The sequence below is a fragment of the Rathayibacter caricis DSM 15933 genome (assembly GCF_003044275.1).
Classification (GTDB): Bacteria; Actinomycetota; Actinomycetes; order Actinomycetales; family Microbacteriaceae; genus Rathayibacter; species Rathayibacter caricis.
This window is the reverse complement of sequence record NZ_PZPL01000001.1, coordinates 1,966,073-1,987,031: the sequence shown is the minus strand read 5'-3', so window position 1 is coordinate 1,987,031 and position 20,959 is coordinate 1,966,073. Positions and strand designations below refer to the sequence as shown.

Sequence of the window (20,959 nt, the reverse complement as noted above, 5' to 3'; positions counted from 1 at the left end):
CACCGCGGGCGCGGGCTACTGCTCGTCGAGGGTGCGGCCGACGGTGCACGTCTCCTGCTGCGCGGTCTGGCCGGTGACGTCGCTCGGCAGCGCCACCGCGGTCCCCTCCGGCGCCGGGGTGTCGGAGGCGGCGTCGGTCGGCTCCACCGCGGGAGGAGCCTCGGACGCCGGGTCGGACGGGGCGGGCGTGGACCCGCCGGCCGCCTCCGAGCCGCCGCCGGTCGTGCCGGTCAGCGCGATCGGCCGATCGGCCTGCAGCGCCGCGGTCAGCGTCGCCGCCGCCTCCTCGCTCGGGTAGACGCCGTTCCCCTCGATGAAGGTGGGGTACTGCACGAAGACCACATCGGCGAGGTCGACGTCCTTCACGGCGAGGCCGATCGAGACCATCGTGTTGACGTTCTCGAGCGACGTGGACAGCTGCATGTTCGAGACGGCGGCCTTCGCGAGGCCGTAGAGGGCGACCGGGTTCGAGAGCGTCGACGCGCTCTTCACCTTGCGCACGAGCGACGAGAGGTACACTTGCTGGCTCGAGATGCGGGTGAGGTCGCTGCCGTCGCCCACGCCGTGGCGGGTCCGGAGGAACGCCAGGGCCTCGGCCCCGACGAGCGTGTGCGTGCCGGCCGCGAGCGTCAGCCCGGTGTACTCGTCCTCGAGCGGGGTGGCGACGCAGACGTCGACTCCGCCCACCGCGTTCGACATCTCGATGACGCCGTCGAACTGGATCAGGGCCGCGTACGGGATCTCGAGCCCGGTCAGCTGCTCGACCGTCTGCACGGTGCAGGCGAGCCCACCGGACTCCAGCGACTGGTTGATCTTCTCGGAGTTCACCGCCTCGGTCACCGCTCCCGTCTCGGGGTCGGTGCACGACGGGATGGGCACGTACAGGTCGCGAGGGAAGCTGACCACCTCGACCGAGGAGTGGTCCTCGGAGATGTGCAGCAGCATCGTCACGTCGTTGAGGTTCTCGGTGCGGTCGCCGAACGCGCCCGCCTCGGACCCCTCGGCGCTGTCGCTGCCGGCCAGGAGGATGTTGACGCCGCCCTCGATCGCGCCGATCTCGGGGACCGGACTGCCGGCCTCCAGGTCGACGGAGGGACGGGCGCTGGCGACGATCATCGACGCGGCGATCGCGATGATGCAGACCGTGCTGAGCACGCCGACGCCGACGCAAGCGGCGAGGATCCGGCCGAGCCGGCGCAGACCGCTCTGCGGGCGCAGCCGACCGTGGCGGGCGGCGGTCCTGCGCGACGGGGCTTCGCTCATCGGATGGGTCTCCCTCTCGGTGTCGCCGCGGGAGTCGCTCCGTGCTCCTCCCCGGCGGTCGGGCGCTCGAGGAGGGGCGTCTCCCGGGGACCGGGCCCGCCTCGGCTCAGCCGAAGAATCCGACCGAGCAGGTCTGCTGGTCGGCGCTCTGGCCGGTCACCGAGTCTGGCAGCGCAACCTTGGATTCGCCCGCGGGAGCCGGCACCGGGGTGCCCGGGGTCGCCTCCGCCGTCGCGAGCGGCTCGGCCGTCGCGGGACCCGCCGGGATCTCGGACTGCGCGGGCGCCGGAGCGGCGGGCGCTCCCTCGACGACGGCGCCGCCGCCGGTGCCCCCGGTGATCGCGATCGGCTGGTCGGTCTGCAGCGCGGTGGCGAGCACGTCGCCCGCGGTGCGCTCGGGAACGACTCCGCCGTAGGTCTCGGCCGTCGGGTACTGCGCGAACACCACGTCGGCGAGGTCCACGTCGCTGAGGGCGAGGCCCATCTGCACCATCGTGTTGACGTTGTTGAACTCGGTCGAGAGCGTCATGTTGCCCAGCGCCGCCTTCGCGAGCCCGTAGAGGGCGACGGGGTTCAGGAGGGTGTCGGCGCTCTTGATCTCGCGCACCAGCGAGGAGAGGAACACCTGCTGGTTGCTGATGCGGGTCAGATCGCTGCCGTCGCCGATCCCGTGGCGGCTGCGGAGGAACTGCAGCGCGGCCATGCCCTCCAGCGAGTGGGTGCCGGGCGTGAGGTAGGTGTTGGTGTACGGATCGGCGATCTCGGTGGCGACGCAGACCTCGACCCCGCCGACCGCGTTCGACATCTCGATGACGCCGTTGAACTGCACGACCGCTCCGTAGTCGACGCGGACGCCCATGAGATCCTCGACCACTCCGGCGACGCAGCCCAGGCTGACGTCCTTGCCCATCGCCTCGTTGATCTTGGTGTCGGACCGCTCGGGGATCGTCTCGCCGGTCGCCGCGTTCACGCAGGAGGGGATGTCGACGTACATGTCGCGCGGGAACGAGACGACCGTGGCGTTGGTGTGATCGGCGGAGACGTGCAGGAGCATGTTCACGTCGTTCAGGACGCTCGTCTCCTGGTCGGGGTCGCCATAGGCGTCGCCCTGCCCCTGCCGGGAGTCGCTGCCGACGACGAGGACGTTGAAGCCGCCCTCGAGGGCGCCGATCTCGGGTGCCGCTCCGGCGGCCCCGACGCTCGACCCGGCGGCGACGGGGTGCAGGTCGACGGAGGGCTGCGCGGACTGCACGAGGAGGGTCGCGGCGATCGCGACGACGGAGATCGAGGCGGCGATGCCGACTCCGGAGACCGCGGCGGCGGCCTTCACGAGGGTGCGGGGGACGCTGTGCCGCTTCTGCCGACCGTGCCGCACGTGCGGACGCGGGGACCGCGCCGACTCGTCCGCGGCGGATCGATCCGTCGAAGGGCGCGTCCTGAGCATCCGTCTCCCGTTCGCGTGCTGGGTGCTGCCTGATTCCTGCGCGCCGCAGCCGGGCGGGGTGCCACCGGCGTGTGCGCGTCGGGACATAGTACCCGGCGGGCCCCGGAACGGTCGGGGAGGCGGGATCCTGCGACCCGACGGGCGACAGCGGACCGCGACACGCCGCTAGCGTGGAACCGATCCCGGCGAACGGACATACCTGGACATGACCACCTCCTCACCGCCGCGGGACACCGCCGGGTCCAGCTGGGCCTCCGTGCTCGCGGGCGACCCGGACGGCTTCGGCCGGCTCTACGACACCTTCCGGCACCGCGTCTTCTGGCACGCGCTGCGGCATACCGGCGCCCTGCACGACGCCGAGGACATCGCCGCCCTCGTCTTCCTGGAGGCCTGGCGCAAGCGCGCAGGCATCCGTCTGGTCGACGGGTCGCCGCTGCCCTGGCTGCTCGCCACGACGAACAACGTCGCCCGCAACGTGGACCGCTCGCGTCGCCGGCACCGGATCGCGCTGAGCCGGCTCCCCCTGCACGAGGAGTACGGCGAGTTCACCGACGACTCGGACCGGCGGATGGACGACGCGCCGCTCCGCGAGGCGATCCGCCACGCCTTCGCCGGGCTCTCCCGGCGAGATCAGGACGTGCTCTCGCTCTGCGTCGTCGCCGAGATGCCCGTCGCCGAGGCCGCCGCGGTGCTCGGCGTCCCCGTCGGGACCGTGAAGTCCCGCCTCTCCCGCTCCAAGGCGAAGCTCGCCGCCCTGATCGCCGACCTCACCGCCGACGCCGCCACCGATGGAGGTGCCCGATGAACGACAAGCCCGTCATCGATCCCGCTCGCGACCGCGCTTTCCGCGCGATGATCGTCGAGAACGCCCGCGCCGGGAGCGCCCGGCCGTCGCTGCGCGGCCGCGCGTCGCTGCTCATCGGCCTCGTCGTCGCCGCACTGCTCGTCTCGGGCGGCGGAGTCGCCCTCGCGGTGACGGGCGTCCTCCCCGGCCCGGTCTCCGCACCCGCTCCGGTCGAGACGGTGACGGTCACCCCGACTCCCACGCCGACTCCCACTCCGACGACCGTTCCGGCACCGCCCCCGGAACCGGAGCCCACGCCGACCCCGACGGCCGCCGATGTCGGCAGCTGGACCATCGGCTTCGACGGTGTCGGCCCGATCGCGTTCGGCGGCACGACGGCATCGGCGACCGCCGCGCTGGACACGACGGACCTCGCGCCGTTCGACTTCGGAGTCGAGGAGTGCCGGGCGGACTACCGGCAGCTGCCGGGCAACGACCGCTCGTTCGTCGGCGTGGACTCCGACGAGGCGGGCGCCGTGGACGGCATCGAGGTCGCCGACTACCCGAGCGACGAGGGCGTCCAGCTCGGAGGAGCACTGCCCCGTACCGCGGAGGGCGTCTCGACCGGTTCGACCCGGGAGGAGCTCCTCGCCGCCTACCCCGGTCTCGTCGAGGAGGCGCCGGTCGCCGGCGACGGCCTCTACTCGCTGGCGGGACCCGAGGGGCGCACCCTCTGGTTCCGGGTCGCGAGCGCCACGGAGACGGTGGCGGCCATCACCCTGACTGCCTTCTCCGACTACACGATCGGAGGCTGCGGCGCGTAGGGCCGGGGCGTCCCGCCGCGGGCTGCGCTCCCGTGGCGGACGTCGCGCTCCCGCGTGATCCGGCGGAGGGCGTGGGATTCGAACCCACGAGACATCTCTGCCCACCAGTTTTCAAGACTGGCTCCATCGGCCGCTCGGACAGCCCTCCCGGCCGCGCTCCCGAGGGGCGCGACAGTCGATGGTAACCGACGGGCGTCCCGCGGGCGGGGACCGCGTTCGGAACCGAGGGCGTGAGCGTCGCGGCGACGCTGAGGGCCGCTGGCGGGCGCTCCCGACCTCGGTTCGGGACGGCGCGGGTCAGCGCAGGGTCGAGAGGGCGGCGGCGACGCCGTCCTCCTCGACGGGGGGCACGACGGCCGAGGCGACCGCGCGGACCTCGTCGGGCGCCTGACCCATGGCCAGGCCGGCTCCGTGCTCGGCGGCCCAGGTGAGCATCTCGATGTCGTTGCGGCCGTCGCCCAGGGCGACGACGTCGGAGCGCTCGATGCCGAGCTCCTCGCGGACGACCTCGAGGGCGGTCGACTTGTTCACTCCGTGGGGGGCGATGTCGAGCCACGCCGTCCAGCCGATGGCGTAGCTGACCTGGTGCAGGCCCATCTTCTCGACGAGGCCGGAGAACTCCTCGATGCCGGTCTCGGGCGAGATGACGACGACGCGGGTGCAGAGGCGGCCCAGGAGCTCCTCGAACGGGACGTGGGTGGTCTCGACGCCCATCACCGCGCCTCCCGGGAACGCCTCGGTGTAGAAGAAGGCGCCGTGCTCGTCCTCGACGGCGTAGTGCGCCTCGGGGAGGAAGCGGAAGATGTTCTGCAGCACCTCGGTGGGGTCGAAGGTCTTGACGATCTCGGGGCGGTAGCCGCCCTCGACGCCCTCGTCGCGGCGCAGGGTGACCGCGCCGTTGCAGCAGATCACGTACTCCGGAGCGATGCCCAGGCGCGCCACGACGGGCAGCGTCGACGCGGGCGAGCGGCCCGTGGCGAGCATGACCTCGTCGCCCTGGCGCTGGACGCGCAGGATCTCGTCGATCACGGCGTCGGTGATGGTGCCGTCCTCGTGCATGACGGTGCCGTCGATGTCGAGCGCGACGAGGCGACGACCGGAGGCGGCGCTCATGCCGTGGCGACCGGCTCGAGGACCTCGAGGCCACCGAGGTGCGGGCGGAGCGCCTCCGGGACCACGACCGAGCCGTCGGCGCGCTGGTGCGTCTCGAGCAGGGCGACGATCCAGCGGGTGGTCGCGAGAGTGCCGTTCAGGGTCGCGACAGGAGCGGTCTTGCCGGACTCGGTGCGGTAGCGGGTGTCGAGACGGCGGGCCTGGAAGGTGGTGCAGTTCGAGGTCGACGTGAGCTCGCGGTAGGCGTCCTGGGTGGGCACCCACGCTTCGACGTCGAACTTGCGCGCGGCGCTCTGGCCGAGGTCGCCGGCGGCGGTGTCGATCACGCGGTAGTGCAGGCCGAGGCTCTGCAGCATGCCCTCCTGGTAGGAGAGGAGGCGCTCGTGCTCGGCCTCCGCGTCCTCGGGCAGCGTGTAGACGAACATCTCGAGCTTGTTGAACTGGTGCACGCGGATGATGCCGCGGGTGTCGCGACCGCCCGAGCCGGCCTCGCGGCGGTAGCAGGTGCTCCAACCGGCGTAGCGCTTGGCTCCGCCGGCGAGGTCGAGGATCTCGTCGCTGTGGTAGCCGGCGAGCGCGACCTCGCTGGTGCCGGTGAGGTAGAGGTCGTCGTCGCGCAGGCGGTAGACCTCGTCGTCGTGCTCGCCGAGGAACCCGGTGCCGTCCATGATCTCGGGTCGCACCAGCGTGGGGGTGATCAGCGGGGTGAACCCGGCCTCGAGCGCACGCTCGAGGCCGAGGTTCATCAGGGCGATCTCGAGGCGGGCGACGAGGCCCTTGAGGAAGTAGAAGCGGGCGCCGCTGACCTTCGCGCCGCGCTGCATGTCGATGCCGTCGAGGAGCTCGCCGATCTCGAGGTGGTCGCGCGGCTCGAAATCGAACACGGGGCGCTCGCCGACCGTCTTGACGAGCTCGAACGCCTCCTCACCACCGGCGGGCACGCCCTCGATGATCGGGTTGGCGATGCGCTTCACGAGCGAGGTGAAGCGCTCATCCGCCTCCGCCGCCTCCTGCTGGGCCTGCTTGGCGCCCGCGGCGAGACGCTGCGCCTCCTGCACGAGGGCGGCCTTCTCGTCCTTCGGGGCCTTCGCGACGGTCTTGCCGAAGGCGTTCTGCTCGGCGCGCAGCCGCTCGGCCTCGGTGATCGCCGCGCGCCGTACGCGGTCGGCCTCGAGAGCCTCGTCGACGAGCTCGACGGAGTCGCCGCGCGCCTCCTGCGAGCGCTTGAGGACGTCCGGGTTCTCGCGGAGAAGTACGGGATCAATCACCCCGGCAGTTTAGCCGGGGCGCGCATCGTGCCCTCCCCACCTGGGGATCGACCGAGCAGTGCCATCCGATCGGGGGCAGTGCTGCGAATCTTGTGAGTCCCCTCCCCCGCCCCGCCCCCGAACGGAACCGCCGCATGACCGACCCGACCGCTCCCGTCCTCGTCGCCCGCGACGGCCCGATCGCCCGCGTCGTGCTGAACCGCCCGGGCGCCCTCAACTCGATCGACCTCGGCTTCGCCTCGCTGCTGCTCGAGACGGTCCTCGAGCTCGACGCCGATCCCGACTGCACGGTGATCGTGATCGAGGCTGCCGGTCGCGCGTTCTGCACCGGCGGCGACGTCTCGGCGATCATGGGGGCCGCCGAGCCCGAGCTCTACCTCCGCGAGCTGGCCACGGTGTCGGCCGAGGTCTTCCGCGTGCTGGAGCAGACGGACGCCGTCGTGGTCTGCGCCGTCGACGGGATGACGGCCGGCGCCGGCATCGCGTTCGCCCTCGCGGCCGACATCGTCGTCGCGACTCCGGGCGCGGTGTTCCTCAGCGCCTACGGCGACGTGGGGCTCGTCCCCGACTGCGGAGTGACGGTCTCGCTCCCCCGGACGATCGGCCGCCGCCGCGCGCTCGACTTCACCCTCTCCGGGCGTCCGGTCCGAGCGATCGAGGCGCTGGAGTGGCAGCTCGTCACCGAGATCGTGCCGCGCGCCGATCTCGCGGGTCGGATCGACGAGCGCGTCAGCGCCCTGGCCGCGCGTCCCGCCCACGTGGCCGCCGCGACGAAGCGGCTGCTGCGCACCGATCCGCTCGTGCACGCCGAGCGCCTCGAGGAGGAGGTCGACGTGCTGATCGAGCTCCTCGGGACGCCGCAGACGCGGGCGCTGCTCGGCGCCGAGCACGACCGCCAGCGCGCCCGTCGCGCCCGCACCACCGCCGGGGTGTAGCCCTCCCAGCCGGAGCGACGCCGCCGCCCGCTACCGTTCCTCCATGACGGAGACCGGATCCAGGCGCGCGGCGGTCGTCGTGAACCCCTCGAAGGGCGACCAGGCGCGGCTGCGGCACCTCGTGGCGACGGCCGAGCAGGAGCACGGCTGGGCGCCCACCGTCTGGTTCGAGACGACCCCGTCGGAGCCCGGAGCGACGCAGGCCCGCGCGGCGACCGCCTCCGGGGTCGACGTCGTGCTCGCCGCGGGAGGCGACGGCACGGTGCGCTCGGTCGCGGAGGGGCTGCGCGGCTCCGGCACCGCCCTCGCCGTGCTGCCGTTCGGGACGGGCAACCTGCTCGTGCGGAACCTCGGCCTGCCCCTCGGCTTCGAGGAGGCGGTGCGGGTCGCGTTCGGCGGCGGCGAGCGCCGGATCGACACCGGCGTGGTCGAGCTCGAGCGCCCGGACGGCGAGCGGGTCGAGAACGTGTTCCTGGTGATGGCGGGCCTCGGCATCGACGCGAAGATGATCGCGAAGACCAACACAGCGCTGAAGAAGGCGGTGGGCTGGCTCGCGTACGTCGACGGCGGCGTCCGCGCGCTGGCCGAGCTCCAGCCGGTGAAGCTGCGCTACTCGATCGACGGCGCGGCGTCGCGCACGGTCTCGGTGCACTCGGTCATGGTCGGGAACTGCGGGGTGCTGCCCGGCGGGATCCTGCTGATCCCGGACGCGGAGCCGGACGACGGAGTGCTCGACATCGTGGCGCTGCGGCCGCGCGGCCCGCTGGGCTGGCTCAAGGTGTGGAACACGATCACGTGGGAGAACGGCGTGCTGCGCCGCTCCGCCGCGGGCCGCAAGCTCATCGACCTGCGCGAGGACGCCCGTGACGTGATCTACCTCAAGGGCGAGGACGTGCGCATCCGGGTCGAGGAGCCGCAGGAGATCCAGCTGGACGGCGACGGCTTCGGGCTGGCCTCGGCCGTGCGGATCCGGGTGGATCCGGGCTCGCTGCTCGTGCGGGTGTCGGAGCGCTGAGCCGGAGTCAGCGCCGCCACTCGGGCGGCGGCACGGCGAGTCCGCCGAGATCCCTGATCGACGCGGCGCCCGACTGCCGCAGCATCGTGCGGAACTCGGCGTCGAGGACCGCGAGGTAGCGGACGACCTCGTCCGCCCCTCCCGCGGCGAGCGCCCACATCACCGGGCGGCCGACGAACACCGCGCGGGCGCCGAGCGCGAGTGCCGCGAGCACGTGCCTCCCGGAGCGCACGCCGCTGTCCGCGAAGACCTCGACGTCTCGGCCGACCGCCTCGACCACCTCGGCGAGAGCGGCGACGGCGGTGATCGAGCCGTCCATCCGCCGGCCCCCGTGCGTCGAGACGACGACCCCGGAGGCGCCCGCGTCGACCGCGCGGCGGGCGTCGTCGCCGCGCAGCACGCCCTTCACGACGACGGGGAGTCCGGAGACCTCGGCGAGCCACCCGATGTCGGCCAGCCCCGGATGCGGGACCGGGCGGTGCAGCACCCGCTCGCGCTCGGCGGCCGTCAGGTTTCCCAGGCGCGCTCGGCCGGGCACGTCGGGCCAGCTGAGCGGCTCGGTCCCCGGTCGCTCCTCCCGGAGCACCGGCGTCTCGACGGTGAGCATCAGCGCGCGGGCGCCCGCGGCGGCGGCCCGCTCGACGAGGGCGCGGGTCACGTCGCGGTCGGCGAGGAGGTAGACCTGGAACCACCAGGGCGCGCCCTCGGCGGTGACGCGCTCGAAGGGCACGGCCGTGTTGGTCGAGACGCCCAGCAGCGTGCCGGCGCCGGCCGCCGCCTCCGCCGTCGCGACCTCGCCGCGCGGGTCGGCCGCCACCTGCTGCGCCATCGGCGCGATCATCACCGGGCCGGCGATCGGGGTGCCGAGGACGGTCGTGGCGATCGAGGCGTCGGGCTCTCCGTGCAGGGCGGCGGGGCGGAAGCGCACCGCGTCCCAGGCCGCGAGGTCGGCGTCGCGCTCGAGCGCCCCTCCCGCGACCGCCCCGTAGTACTCGGCGACGAACCAGGGCAGCAGCTCGCGGGCGCGCTCCTCGAGCTCGGCGGCGAGCCGCACCGCGGTGTCAGAGCCCATCGAGAGCCTCCACCTCGAGCACGAGGGCGGAGGACGGCGCGAGCAGCGGGGTCCGCAGGCCCACCTCGGCGAGCAGCGAGCCCGGGAGCACGACCTCGCCGCGGCGCGTCCACTCCGGGGGCACCGCGTCGAGGAAGCGCTCGGGAGCGAGCTCGTCGACCACCCGCACCCGGTAGCGCAGCGACGGGTCGAGCCCGACGAGCCGGGTGGCCGGAGGCACCGCGTCCTCTCCGGTGCTCGAGCGCGCCAGTCGGTAGACGGCGTACCGGCGGTCGGGCGAGACGGCTCCGGTGAGCTCGGAGCCGTCGTCGGCCGTGTCGCCGTGCACGAGCTCGGCCGTCGCGAGGAGCGGCCGGATGCGCTTGTAGAAGCGGATCCACGCGGCGAGCGCTGTCCGCTCCTGGGCACTGCAGCCGGTGATGTCGGTCTCGATGCCGGGCGAGGAGAACAGCGTGGTCGCCATGCGGAACGCGAGCTCGGCTGTCCGCCCGGTGGTGTGCGCCCGCTCGGGGCCGACGTGGCTGCCGATCAGCTCGGGCGGCAGCAGCAGCTCGGTCCAGCGCTGGATCCGCAGTCGCTCGAGCGGATCGTTGGTGTCGGACGCCCATACCCGGTCGGTCCGCGCGAGGATCCCGAGGTCGACGCGACCGCCTCCGGAGGCGCAGGACTCGATCTCGAGCCCGGGGTGCCGCTCCCGCAGCGCGTCGAGCAGGGCGTAGACCGCGCGGGTCTGCGCATCCGCCCCCGCCCGTCCCGCGTGGACCGCCTCGAGCAGATCGCGGTTGTGGTCCCACTTGAGGTAGTCGATCGCGTACTCCTCGACCAGGGCCGAGAGCCGCTCGAGCAGCAGCGCCGACACCTCCGGACGCGCGACGTCGAGCACGTGCTGGTTGCGCCAGCTCCGCGCTCGGCGCGGCGACTCGAGCAGCCAGTCGGGGTGCTCGCGGGCGAGCCTCGAGCCGGGGCTCACCATCTCGGGCTCCACCCACAGCCCGAACTGCATCCCGGCGCCGCGCACGTGCTCGACGAGCGGGTGCAGACCCTCGGGCCACACCTCCGCGTCGACCGTCCAGTCGCCCAGGCCCGCGGAGTCGTCGCGCCGCCCGTCGAACCAGCCGTCGTCGAGGACGAAGCGCTCGACTCCGATCTCGGCGGCCGCATCGGCCAGGCGGATCAGGGTCGGCAGGTCGTGCCGGAAGTAGACGGCCTCCCAGGTGTTGAGGTGGACGGGCCGCTGGGTGCTCGGGTGCGAGGGGCGGGCGCGGAGGGAGGCGTGCAGCCGCCGCGAGAGGCCGTCGAGTCCGGCGTCGCTCCAGACGAAGTGCGCGGCCGAGGCCTCGAAGCGCTCGCCGGGGCCGAGGGCGATCTCGCCGGCCCGCAGCAGCTCGCCGGCGCCGAGCGCGCCGCGCCCCTCCGGCAGCCGGTCGACGCGGTGCACGGAGTCGCTGCTCCACGCCAGGTGCACGCCCCACACCTCGCCGCTGCGGTCGCCGAAGCCGGCGGTGCCCGCGATCGCGAGTGTCGGGGCGTCGTGCCCCGTGCGGCCGCGCCGCGACTCCCGCACGATGCTGCCGTGCGAGACGGGGCGGCGCTGGGGCGAGCGCTCGCGGGTCCAGCGGCCCGAGAGGTCGAGGAACTCGACGGCCCGCGCGTCCAGCGGCAGGGTCGCCTCGAGGATCGAGGGCTCGAGGACGCGCTCGCCGCGGTTCGCGAGGGCGTGCACGACGACGAGCACCCCGGCGTCGTCGAAGTGGAAGGAGGACGAGAGCGCGAGCTCGTCGGCGACGGCCTCGAGCACGAGGCAGCGCTCGTCGCTCTCGAGCGACACGACCCGCCAGGAGGGCAGCAGCGGCTCGCCGGCGATGTGCCCGGCGAGACCCGGCCGGCCCTGCCAACCGTCCTGCTCCCCCGGCAGGATCGTCTGCGGCCACGGGGCGTCCAGGGCGCTGGAGGGGACCTGCCGAACGGACGCGGCGTCCAGCGCGGCGAGCGCCTCGGCGTCGACCGGCCCGGGGTCGCGGCCCCAGTGCAGGATCTCGGGCAGCCCCTCGTCGCGGAGGGCGACGATCAGCGCTGTCCCGGCCGCTCGGAGCATCCGGACGCTCATGCGAGACTCCCGTCGCGCAGGGCGAGGACGCGCACGCCGCCGGCCGGGATCCCGACGGAGCCGTCGGCCTCGTCGCCCGAGACGAGGTCGCGTCCGCTCGCCTCCACGGTCACCGCCTCGTCGGTGTGGTTGAGGAGGAACAGGAAGCGGCCGGCGGGCCCCTCCCGCCGCACCGCCTCCACGCCCCGCGGCGCATCGAGCACCGGGGCGGTCAGGGCGGGATCGAGCAGGTCGAGCAGACCGCCGATCCCGTCGTCGTCGAGGAGCGCCGACACGTACCAGGCCTCGCCCGCGCCGACCCGGCGACGGGTCACGGCGGGGAGTGCGTCGAGGACCCCGCCGCGGTAGCGGGCCACGACCTCCGCGTCGACGGCGTGGACGCGCTCGGTCCACTCCGCTCCCCGCCAGCCGGTGTCGAGCTCGAAGGACTCGCCCTCCTGCAGCGGGCCGAACTCCTCGGAGCCGGCACCGAGCAGCGCCGAGAAGGCGCCGGGAGCGAGCCCCGTGCGCACGCGGTTCGCGGGGTCGACGATGCCCGAGAGCGGAGTGACGATCACCGTGCCGCCCGCCTCGGCGAACGCCGTCAGCGCCGCGACCGTTTCGTCCGAGACGAGGAACAGCGCCGGCACCACCACGAGGGAGTAGGCCGAGATGTCGCGCCACGGCGGGACGATGTCGACCAGCACGGTGCGGTCGAAGAGCACGCGGTGCCAGGCCCTGGCCTGCTCGGCCCAGCGGAGCCGGTTGTGCGGCTTCAGCCCGGACGAGAACGCCCAGCCCGCCTCGTCGTCGTGCAAGAGCGCCACGCGGGCGGGCTCGACCCGCGTGCCGAGCACCGGCTCGAGGCGCTGCAGCACGCCACCGAGCTCGACGACCTCCCGCCAGATCTTCGTGCCGGTGCCGGCGTGCGGCAGCATCGCGGAGTGGAACTGCTCGGCGCCCGCCGTCGACGCGCGCCACTGGAAGAACATCGCGCCGTCGGAGCCGCGCGCGATGTGCGCGAGGCTGTTGCGCAGGATCTCGCCCGGGTCCTTCGCGCGGTTGCGCGGCTGCCAGCTCGCCGCTCCGGTCGAGTGCTCGAGCAGGAGCCACGGCGCGCGGTCCTCGGTCAACCCGCGCATCCGATCGGCCGAGAAGGCGAGGTCCTGCTCGCGGCGGGGATCGGCTCCGGTCGTGTAGTGGTCGTTCACGACGATGTCGCAGTGCGGCGCCCAGCGCGCGTAGTCGACGACGTCGGGGCCCTGGCCGACCATGAAGTTGGTGGTGATGGGAGTCTCGACACCGGCCGCGCGCAGCACCTTCTTCTCGGCGAGGTAGTGCGCCAGCAGCTCGTCCGAGGAGAAGCGGTCGAAGTCGAGCTGGAGACCGGGATTGTGCATCGCCCGCGATCCCCGCGGCGGGAGGATCTGCTCGAAGTCGGAGTAGCGGTGGCCCCAGAACGCGGTGCCCCAGCTCGCGTTCAGGGCGTCGAGGGTGCCGTAGCGGTCGCGGAGCCAGCGGCGGAAGGCCGTGGCGGACTCGTCGCACCAGCAGTGCCGGTTGCCTCCGCCGAGCTCGTTCGAGACGTGCCAGAGGGCGACCGCGGGGTGGCGGCCGTAGCGCTCGGCCAGCGCGCCGGCGATGCGGAGGGCGTGGGAGCGGAAGACGGCCGAGCTGGGGCACCAGCCCAGGCGGCCGCCGGGGTGGATCGGCACCAGATCCGCGTCGACCGGCAGGATCTCGGGGTGCGCGGCGAGCAGCCAGCTCGGCGGCGCCGCGGTCGGGGTCGCGAGGTCGATTGCGATGCCGCCCTCGTGCAGCAGGCCCACGATCTCGTCGAGCCACTCCCAGTCGAAGACGCCCTCGGCGGTCTCGACGAGACCCCAGGAGAAGACGCCGAGAGTCACCATCGAGACGCCCGCCTCCTGCATCAGCCGGACGTCCTCGCGCCACACCTCCCGGGGCCACTGCTCGGGGTTGTAGTCGCCGCCGAAGGCGAACCGGGGCAGGACGGGGGCGCGGTGGGTCCGGGGATCGACGCTGGTCACCCTGCGAGCATCCCGGTCGCCGGCGGGCTTTGTCAAGCGGTGCAACAAAGGGCGGGGTGGGGGTGGGGGTGGATCTCGATACGCCCGCTGCGCGGGCTACTCGATCAGCGAAGGCACCACGGGCGGAGGGGGATCTCGATACGCCCCCTCCGCGGGCTACTCGATCAGCGAAGGAGGCGCACGCCCCTGCTGGTCGAGTAGCCGCGCAGCGGCGTATCGAGACCCCCGGCACCAGCAGGGTAGGTCTGGGTCTCCCCGATCAGCAGGGCGGCCGCGCGTCAGGCGAGCAGGCTGCGGACCGCCAGGGCGGCGCCCGCGCGGGCCCACTCCGAGAAGTCCCAGGTGCGCACGTCGAGCTCGACCGGCACGGCCTCGCGCTCGAGGCGCTCCGCGATCCCGGCGCGGATCGACGCCTCCGCGAAGGCGACGACGGCGATGCCGTCGCCGCTGACGACCACCTTCTCGGGGTCGACGAGGTTCGCGACCTCGGCGATGATCACGCCGAGCGCCCGGCCGGCGCGCTCGAACGCGCGCAGCGCCTCCGGATCGCCGTCGCGGGCGGCCCCGACCACGTCCTCGTAGGTCGCGTCGGGGCGGCCGGACGCGGCGACCACCGCCTCGTTCACGAGCATCGTCGACGCGCAGCCGCGGTGCCCGTGCGCGCAGAGCTCCCCCTCCGGATCGACGATCGTGTGGCTGACCTGGCCCGGACGGCTGTGGCCGCCCTCGACCAGGCGGCCGTTCACGACCAGCCCGCAGCCGATGCCGGTGCCCACCGTGACCAGCGCCATCGACTCGAGGCCGGCGCCGGCGCCGAACCAGTGCTCGGCCGCCGTCAGCGCCTGCACGTCGTTCTCGACCGAGCACGCGAGCCCGGTGGCCTCGCGCACCAGCCGGGCCAGCTCGACGTGGTGCCAGTCGAGGAACGCCGAGTGCTCGACGACGGCGCCGCCCGGGTTCTGGCGCACGCGGCCCGCGATCGCGATGCCGATCGAGGTGAGCGGAGCGCCGTCCCCTGCGAGCTCGTGCGCCGCCTCCGCGATCTGCCGCACGACCTCGGCCACGTCACTGCTCCGCAGGGCGTGCTCGGTCGACGCCGTCACCTCGGCGCCGAGGTCGGTGACCACCGCGTAGAGGGTGTCGCCGGTGAGCTTGACGCCGAGGAAGCGGCGGGCGGAGCTGCGCACCCGCAGCATCTCGGAGGGGCGCCCGGTCGCCGCGCGCAGCCGGGTCTCGCCCTCGGCGAGCAGCCCCGCCTCGACGAGCGTGCGCGCGATGCGGGTGAGGCTGGCCCGCGAGAGCCCGAGCCGGCGCGCCAGCTCGGCCCGCGGCAGCGATCCGTGGATCAGCACCTCGAGGAGCGTGGCGCGCGTGGCCGCGGGCATGTCCTCGATCCGCAGGGCCGCCGCGGGGACGACCGGCACGGGCGCGGTCAGCGGCGAAGTCGTCATCTCGCCGAATGTAGTCCGTCGGAGGTGCTCACGGCGCTCCCACGGCCGCCGCGCGATCGCCGGCCCGCTCCCACTCGCCGGTGAAGTGGTTGAAGCAGACCGAGTTGTCGATCCGCGACCGGTCCGGCGCCTCCTCCGAGCCGACCACCTTGCCGACCCGCTCGGGGTCGGGGGCGGCGAGCGCGAGCAGCCGCGTGTAGTCGTGCTGCGGGTTCAGGATCACGTCGTCCGCCGGCCCGCGCTCGACGATGCGGCCGCGGTAGAGCACGAGGATCTCGTCCGAGAAGTGCCGCGCGGTCGCCAGGTCGTGCGTGATGTAGAGGACCGCCAGCCGGTCCTCCCGCTGCAGCCGGCCGAGCAGGTTGAGCACGCCGAGGCGGATCGACACGTCGAGCATCGAGACCGGCTCGTCGGCGATGACGACCTGCGCCCCCGGGGCGAGCGCCCGGGCGATGGCGACGCGCTGCCGCTGCCCGCCCGAGAGCTCGTGCGGGCGCCGCGGGGCGAACTCCTCCGCCGGCTCGAGGTTCACCCGCCGGAGCATCTCGAGCACCCGCTCGTGGGTCTCGACCGCCGTGCGGGTGCGGTGGTGGATCCGCAGCGGCCGCGCGATGTGGTGCTCGAGCGAGTGGAACGGGTTCAGCGAGGCGAAGGGGTCCTGGAACACCATCTGCACGTGCCGCCGGTAGACCGAGCCCTGCACGGGCGTGCGGTCGTCGAGGGTCACGTCGACGGAGCCGGACGTGGGCTTCTCGAGCCGCGCGAGGATCCGCGCGATGGTCGACTTCCCCGATCCGGACTCGCCGACCAGGGCGACGGTGCGCCCCGGGACGAGGTCGAACGAGACGTGGTCGACCGCCCGGAACGCCTCGCGGCGCAGCCCCTTGCGGATGCTGAAGTCCTTCACCAGATCGGTGACGCTGACGCTGGTCATGCGATGTCCTCCTCGAGAACGGCGTCGGGGTGCTCCCCCGAGCGGATGAAGGCTCCGCGCGAGCCGGACAGGCTCGGGAACGAGCCGAGCAGCTTGCGGGTGTAGGGGTGCTCGGGGGCGCGGTAGATCTGCTCCGCCGTCGCGAGCTCGACGATCTCGCCGCGCAGCATCACGGCGATGCGGTCGCTGATCTCGAGCAGCAGCGGCAGGTCGTGCGTGATGAAGATCACGGCGAAGCCCAGCTCGTCGCGCAGCCGCACGATCTCGCGGAGGATGTCGCGCTGGACCACCACGTCGAGCGCGGTCGTCGGCTCGTCCATGATCATCACCTGCGGCTCGAGGATCATCGCCATCGCGATCATCACCCGCTGCCGCATGCCGCCCGAGAGCTCGTGCGGGTACGAGGTGAGCCGCACCGGATCCACGCCCACGCGGCGCAGGACGTCGGCCGCGCGCTCCTTCCGCTCCTTCCGCGACAGCCCCGGCCGGTGCGCGACCAGGACGTCGTCGAGCTGCGCCCGCACCGAGGTGACCGGGTTGAGCGCGTTCATCGCCCCCTGGAACACCATCGAGAGCTTCGACCAGCGGAAGGCCCGCATCCCGTCGTCGCCCAGCTCGAGCAGATCGGTGGAGGTGCCGTCGCGGTCGTGGAACACCACCCGGCCCGAGGCGATGCGCGCCGGCGGCTTGTGCAGCCGGTTGACCGCGTAGGCGAGGGTCGTCTTGCCGCAGCCCGATTCTCCGGCGAGCCCCAGGATCTCGCCCTCGCCCAGGCGGAAGGTGGCGCCGCGGACCGCCGTGACGGGCGACTCCACCTCGTAGACGACGCCGAGGTCCTCGACCTCGAGCACGGTGCGGGTCATGCGGCGCTCCTTCGCGCGGTGCGGGCTCCCGAGCGCTCGGCCTTGGCCGCCGCGCGGGCGCGACGGGCGTGCAGACGGACGTTCTTGAGCCGCGGGTTGATGATCTCGTCGATCGAGAAGTTGACCAGCGACAGGCCCATGCCGAACAGCGCGATGATCAGGCCGGGAGGGCCGAACCACCACCAGGCTCCGAGCGGCAGGGCGAAGCCGTTCTGCGCGTAGAAGAGCATCGTGCCCAGCGTCGACGAGTTGGACGCGCCGAGGCCGAGGAAGGACAGGCCCGCCTCGCCGAGGATCGCCGCGATCACCGCGAAGACGAACTGCGAGGCGAGCACCGGCAGCAGGTTCGGCAGGATCTCGACCGCGATCACGCGCCAGGCCCGCTCCCCCGCGACCTTCGACGCCGAGACGTAGTCGCGGCTCCGGATCGACAGGGTCTGCGCGCGCAGGACCCGCGCGGATCCGGCCCAGCTCGTGATGGCCAGCACGACGCCGATGGTCCAGAGACCGCGCTGCTCCTGGGGCACGAAGCCCGAGATGACGATCACCAGCGGCAGGCCGGGGATCACCAGGAACACGTTCGAGAAGAGCGAGAAGGCCTCGTCGACGATGCCGCCGAGGTACGCGCCGAGGATCCCGAAGAAGGCCGAGAGGGCCGTCGCGAGGATCCCCACGATCAGGCCGATCTCGAGCGAGCCGCGGGTGGCGAAGGCGAGCTGGGCGAGCACGTCCTGGCCGGTCTGCGTCGTGCCGAGCCAGTGCTCGGCCGATGGCCCGGTCAGGCCGATGTCGCGGATGGTCGTCGGGTCGCTCACGAGGAGCGGTCCGACGAGGCCGAACAGGGCCACGCCGAGCACGAGGGCGAGCCCGATGATCAGCCACGGAGTGGGCGTCGGCAGCATCATCCGCCAGGCCGGCCGCGGGGGCCGACCCTTGGAGGCCTCGACGGTCGCGAGCTGCTCGGTCGCGTCGACGACGACGGTGTCGGAGGAGGGGGCGAGGTTCGTCATCGGCGTCAGCTCCGCGCTCGGGTCCGGGGATCGATGATCCCGTAGAAGAGGTCGACGACGAGGTTCGCGCCGAGCACGGCCAGCGTGATGAAGAGGAAGATCCCCTGCATCAGCGCGTAGTCGTTGTTGGTGACCGCCGAGAGCAGCTTCGATCCGATGCCCGGGTACGAGAACACCTGCTCGGTGACGATCGAGCCCGAGACCACGAAGCCCAGCGAGATCGCGAAGCCGGCCACCGAGGGCAGCACCGCGTTGCGGGCCGCGTAGGAGCGGAGGATCTTCCCCTGCGAGAGGCCCTTCGCCTGCGCGGTGAGGATGTAGTCCTCGGACAGCGTCGACACCATCATGTTGCGCATCCCGAGCAGCCAGCCGCCGAGGGACGCGATCACGATCGTCGCGGCGGGCAGCAGTCCGTACTGGATCGCCGAGAGCAGGAACTCCCCGTTCCAGCCCGGGTCCAGCACCACGTCGTAGCCGCCCTGCGAGGGGAACATCCGGAGTGTGGTCGCGAACACGTAGACGAGGATCAGCGCGAGCCAGAAGTAGGGCACGGCGGCGAGGAGCGTCGTGGCCGGCACGAGCGAGTCGAGCCAGGTCCCGGGCTTCCAGCCGACGATCGCGCCGAGGGCGACTCCGATCACCGTCGCGATGACCGTAGCCACCCCCACCAGCACGATCGTCCAGGGCAGCGAGGTCCCGATGACCTCGCTCACCGGAGCGGGGAAGTACGAGACCGAGACGCCCAGGTCGCCGCGGAACACGTTGACCAGGTAGCTCCAGTACTGCGAGATCAGCGGCTCGGAGGTGTTCCCTCCGAGCAGCAGCTCGTAGGCCTGGCGGGTCTCGGCGCTGACGATGCCGCCGCGCTGCTGCAGCTTGGCGAGCAGGATGTCGACCGGGTTCCCGGGCAGCAGGCGAGGGATGACGAAGTTGATCGTCAGCGCCGCCCACAGCGCGATCAGGTAGAACCCGAGTTTGCGCAGGTAGTAGTTCACGCGCGGCTCACTCGCCGGTGGGGGTCAGGTTCTTGAAGATCTGCGCGTTGTCCGGCGACGCCCAGATCGCCGGGAAGGCGTACAGGTCGTCCTCGGTGGGCCAGCCGTCGAACTTGGCGGCGTTGTACTCCGAGGTGGTGCCTCCGGTCATGACCGGGATGTAGGGCATGTCGGCGACGATCTTCGCCTGGATGATGTCGAACTGCGCCTGGCGGGCGGCGGTGTCGTCCGGGCTGGTGGCGGTCAGGGCCTCGACGGCCGCGTCGACCTCGGGGTCGCTGTAGCGGGCCACGTTGATCGGAGCAGCCTCGCCGACGGGAGCGGTGTTCGCCGTGGTGAAGAAGTTGTTGTAGAGGTAGTACGGGTCGGAGGCGGGGCCCTGGCCGAGCGAGTCGATCGCGAGCTGGTAGTTGCCCTTGCTCTTCTTATCGGTCCACTCGTTCCACGAGGACTGCGACGCGGTGACCGCGATGCCGGCGTCGCCGAGCTGCTGGGCCATCGTGTCGATCGCGGTGATGTAGTCGGTCCAGCCGGTGACGACCTCGATGGTCAGCTTCAGCGGCACGCCGTCCTTGGCGTAGATCCCGTCGCCGCCCTTCGCGTAGCCGGCCTCCTCGAGGAGCGCCGTCGCGCGGTCGAGGTCCGGCGAGCTGGGCGCGACCGGCTCGGTGACCGCGGTCGAGATCGACTCGGCCTGCGACTCCGTCAGCACGAAGGTCGGCGAGACCTCGCTGGCGGTGTTCTGGAAGGCGAGGGAGTTGATCTGGTCGCGGTTGAGCGCGTAGTAGATCGCCTGGCGGACGGCCGGGTCGGTCTGCGGGCCGACGCAGCCGAGGTCGACGTTCGCGCAGCTGAGCAGGGCGACCTGGTTCTGCGGGACCGTGATGGCCTCGTAGCCGGGGTAGTTCTTCGCGACGTTCTCGATGTCCGGCACCGGACCGGTCTGCCAGTCGATGGTGCCGGCGGCGAGGGCGTCGACTCCGGCGGTGTTGCCCGAGAGCGACAGGAAGCGGATCGCCTTCACGGCGGGGGCGCCGTCCCAGTAGTCCTCGTTGACGCCGAGGGTGAAGGCCTGCGCCTTGAAGTCGGCGAGGAGGTAGGGGCCGGTGCCGACCGGCTCCGCGACGACGTCGGTCACCGGGTCGACGTCGGCCCAGAGGTGCTCGGGGACGATCGGCGTGCGGCCGAGGACCGTGGGGCCGGTGACGAAGGCCGGGTGGTCCCAGGTGATGCTCACGTGGGTGTCGTCGGTCGCCGTGACGACGCCGTCGAAGCCGCCGGTGTTCAGCGACGGGTTCTCGACCAGCATCTCGAAGGTGAAGACGACGTCCTCGGCGGTGAACGCCTCTCCGTCGCTCCAGGTCACGTCGTCGCGCAGCGTCACGTCGAGCTGCGTGCCCTCGGCGTTCCAGGTGTACTCGGTGCCCAGCAGCGGCACGTAGGGGTCGGAGTTGATGTTCGTGACGAAGAACAGCGATTCGTAGATGGTGCCGAGCCCGCCGATCTTGGAGGGCGAGTACGGGTTGAAGTTGATCTGGTAGTCGCCTGCCTGACCGGTGTAGGCGACGAGGGTGTCGGCCGACGAGGTGCCGGAGGAGCTCGCTCCCCCGGTGCAGCCGGAGAGCAGGAGGGCGGACGCCGCGGTGGCGGCGGCAGCGGCGAGGACGCGCAGGCGTCGGCCTTCTCGAACGCGAAGGAACATCGTTGATCCTTTCCTGGCGTCGGCAACGCAGGGCTGTCGACGGTGACGGAGCTGTGTGCGGCGAGCGCCGCCCGAGCATTGTTACATGACTGAACTAAGTGGTCAACAGATTCGGGAGCAACTCGTGAGAGCGCTCTTCCCCGCACACGACG

General features: G+C 72.7%; 17 protein-coding genes and 1 tRNA gene. 4 read left to right on the top strand and 14 right to left on the bottom strand.

Going from position 1 to position 20,959, the window contains the following annotated elements; all coding sequences use genetic code 11:
- Positions 1-15: 15 nt before the first annotated feature.
- Both C1I63_RS09150 and C1I63_RS09145 read right to left on the bottom strand, forming a co-directional pair.
- Positions 16-1,263, bottom strand: coding sequence for an LCP family protein (locus tag C1I63_RS09150; RefSeq protein WP_107574591.1), 1,248 nt, complete (start codon positions 1,261-1,263; stop codon positions 16-18).
- 106 nt (positions 1,264-1,369) lie between these two features.
- Complete coding sequence (locus tag C1I63_RS09145; protein WP_244907015.1) at positions 1,370-2,638, bottom strand: LCP family protein; 1,269 nt, start codon at positions 2,636-2,638, stop codon at positions 1,370-1,372.
- 274 nt (positions 2,639-2,912) lie between these two features.
- Between C1I63_RS09145 and C1I63_RS09140 the strand changes: the two genes are divergently transcribed.
- Complete coding sequence (locus C1I63_RS09140; RefSeq protein WP_055786946.1) at positions 2,913-3,512, top strand: RNA polymerase sigma factor; 600 nt, start codon at positions 2,913-2,915, stop codon at positions 3,510-3,512.
- Entirely contained in the window at positions 3,509-4,315 is an 807-nt protein-coding gene (locus tag C1I63_RS09135; protein ID WP_107574589.1) for a hypothetical protein, read from the top strand. Before C1I63_RS09140 ends, C1I63_RS09135 begins: the two co-directional genes overlap by 4 nt.
- A gap of 63 nt (positions 4,316-4,378) precedes the next feature.
- Here C1I63_RS09135 and C1I63_RS09130 read toward each other — a convergent pair.
- The 3 genes from C1I63_RS09130 to serS all read right to left on the bottom strand — a co-directional run bounded on the left by C1I63_RS09130 (position 4,379) and on the right by serS (position 6,696).
- Positions 4,379-4,463, bottom strand: a tRNA-Ser gene (locus C1I63_RS09130).
- 149 nt (positions 4,464-4,612) lie between these two features.
- Entirely contained in the window at positions 4,613-5,428 is an 816-nt protein-coding gene (locus C1I63_RS09125) for an HAD family hydrolase (protein WP_107574588.1), read from the bottom strand.
- Complete coding sequence (gene serS, locus C1I63_RS09120; RefSeq protein WP_107574587.1) at positions 5,425-6,696, bottom strand: serine--tRNA ligase; 1,272 nt, start codon at positions 6,694-6,696, stop codon at positions 5,425-5,427. Before serS ends, C1I63_RS09125 begins: the two co-directional genes overlap by 4 nt.
- Before the next feature lie 134 nt (positions 6,697-6,830).
- Between serS and C1I63_RS09115 the strand changes: the two genes are divergently transcribed.
- Together C1I63_RS09115 and C1I63_RS09110 are read left to right on the top strand one after the other, a co-directional pair.
- Complete coding sequence (locus tag C1I63_RS09115) at positions 6,831-7,631, top strand: enoyl-CoA hydratase/isomerase family protein (RefSeq protein ID WP_055786934.1); 801 nt, start codon at positions 6,831-6,833, stop codon at positions 7,629-7,631.
- Positions 7,632-7,674: 43 nt separating this feature from the next.
- Positions 7,675-8,646, top strand: a complete 972-nt coding sequence (locus C1I63_RS09110; protein WP_107574586.1) for a diacylglycerol/lipid kinase family protein — start codon at positions 7,675-7,677, stop codon at positions 8,644-8,646.
- 7 nt (positions 8,647-8,653) lie between these two features.
- On the opposite strand, the gene C1I63_RS09105 is transcribed toward C1I63_RS09110, so the two are convergent.
- The 9 genes from C1I63_RS09105 to C1I63_RS09065 all read right to left on the bottom strand — a co-directional run bounded on the left by C1I63_RS09105 (position 8,654) and on the right by C1I63_RS09065 (position 20,807).
- Complete coding sequence (locus C1I63_RS09105; protein ID WP_211315604.1) at positions 8,654-9,718, bottom strand: alpha-hydroxy-acid oxidizing protein; 1,065 nt, start codon at positions 9,716-9,718, stop codon at positions 8,654-8,656.
- A complete protein-coding gene (locus C1I63_RS09100) occupies positions 9,708-11,825 on the bottom strand; it encodes an alpha-galactosidase (RefSeq protein WP_107574585.1) in 2,118 nt (705 codons plus the stop codon). Before C1I63_RS09100 ends, C1I63_RS09105 begins: the two co-directional genes overlap by 11 nt.
- A complete protein-coding gene (locus C1I63_RS09095; protein WP_244907014.1) occupies positions 11,822-13,852 on the bottom strand; it encodes a beta-galactosidase in 2,031 nt (676 codons plus the stop codon). The genes C1I63_RS09100 and C1I63_RS09095 overlap by 4 nt, the downstream gene beginning before the upstream one ends.
- Positions 13,853-14,130: 278 nt before the next feature.
- Complete coding sequence (locus C1I63_RS09090; protein ID WP_235576843.1) at positions 14,131-15,303, bottom strand: ROK family transcriptional regulator; 1,173 nt, start codon at positions 15,301-15,303, stop codon at positions 14,131-14,133.
- Between the two features lie 28 nt (positions 15,304-15,331).
- On the bottom strand, positions 15,332-16,237 hold the full coding sequence (locus C1I63_RS09085; protein ID WP_107574584.1) for an ABC transporter ATP-binding protein: 906 nt from the start codon (positions 16,235-16,237) through the stop codon (positions 15,332-15,334).
- Positions 16,234-17,100 (bottom strand): ABC transporter ATP-binding protein, encoded by an 867-nt coding sequence (locus C1I63_RS09080; protein ID WP_055786921.1) that lies wholly within the window; start codon positions 17,098-17,100, stop codon positions 16,234-16,236. Before C1I63_RS09080 ends, C1I63_RS09085 begins: the two co-directional genes overlap by 4 nt.
- On the bottom strand, positions 17,097-18,110 hold the full coding sequence (locus C1I63_RS09075; RefSeq protein ID WP_055786918.1) for an ABC transporter permease: 1,014 nt from the start codon (positions 18,108-18,110) through the stop codon (positions 17,097-17,099). Before C1I63_RS09075 ends, C1I63_RS09080 begins: the two co-directional genes overlap by 4 nt.
- Positions 18,111-18,115: 5 nt before the next feature.
- Positions 18,116-19,105 (bottom strand): ABC transporter permease, encoded by a 990-nt coding sequence (locus tag C1I63_RS09070; RefSeq protein ID WP_056866468.1) that lies wholly within the window; start codon positions 19,103-19,105, stop codon positions 18,116-18,118.
- 7 nt (positions 19,106-19,112) lie between these two features.
- Positions 19,113-20,807, bottom strand: coding sequence for an ABC transporter substrate-binding protein (locus C1I63_RS09065; RefSeq protein ID WP_107574583.1), 1,695 nt, complete (start codon positions 20,805-20,807; stop codon positions 19,113-19,115).
- Positions 20,808-20,959: the final 152 nt, after the last annotated feature.

What these genes read in the sequence shown, in the direction of transcription:
- C1I63_RS09150 (WP_107574591.1), bottom strand. Translation starts at nt 1,263, where the DNA reads ATGAGCGAAGCCCCGTCGCGCAGGACCGCCGCCCGCCACGGTCGGCTG.
- C1I63_RS09140 (WP_055786946.1), top strand. Translation starts at nt 2,913, where the DNA reads ATGACCACCTCCTCACCGCCGCGGGACACCGCCGGGTCCAGCTGGGCC.
- C1I63_RS09135 (WP_107574589.1), top strand. Translation starts at nt 3,509, where the DNA reads ATGAACGACAAGCCCGTCATCGATCCCGCTCGCGACCGCGCTTTCCGC.
- C1I63_RS09125 (WP_107574588.1), bottom strand. Translation starts at nt 5,428, where the DNA reads ATGAGCGCCGCCTCCGGTCGTCGCCTCGTCGCGCTCGACATCGACGGC.
- C1I63_RS09115 (WP_055786934.1), top strand. Translation starts at nt 6,831, where the DNA reads ATGACCGACCCGACCGCTCCCGTCCTCGTCGCCCGCGACGGCCCGATC.
- C1I63_RS09110 (WP_107574586.1), top strand. Translation starts at nt 7,675, where the DNA reads ATGACGGAGACCGGATCCAGGCGCGCGGCGGTCGTCGTGAACCCCTCG.
- C1I63_RS09105 (WP_211315604.1), bottom strand. Translation starts at nt 9,718, where the DNA reads ATGGGCTCTGACACCGCGGTGCGGCTCGCCGCCGAGCTCGAGGAGCGC.
- C1I63_RS09100 (WP_107574585.1), bottom strand. Translation starts at nt 11,825, where the DNA reads ATGAGCGTCCGGATGCTCCGAGCGGCCGGGACAGCGCTGATCGTCGCC.
- C1I63_RS09090 (WP_235576843.1), bottom strand. Translation starts at nt 15,303, where the DNA reads ATGACGACTTCGCCGCTGACCGCGCCCGTGCCGGTCGTCCCCGCGGCG.
- C1I63_RS09085 (WP_107574584.1), bottom strand. Translation starts at nt 16,237, where the DNA reads ATGACCAGCGTCAGCGTCACCGATCTGGTGAAGGACTTCAGCATCCGC.
- C1I63_RS09080 (WP_055786921.1), bottom strand. Translation starts at nt 17,100, where the DNA reads ATGACCCGCACCGTGCTCGAGGTCGAGGACCTCGGCGTCGTCTACGAG.
- C1I63_RS09075 (WP_055786918.1), bottom strand. Translation starts at nt 18,110, where the DNA reads ATGACGAACCTCGCCCCCTCCTCCGACACCGTCGTCGTCGACGCGACC.
- C1I63_RS09065 (WP_107574583.1), bottom strand. Translation starts at nt 20,807, where the DNA reads ATGTTCCTTCGCGTTCGAGAAGGCCGACGCCTGCGCGTCCTCGCCGCT.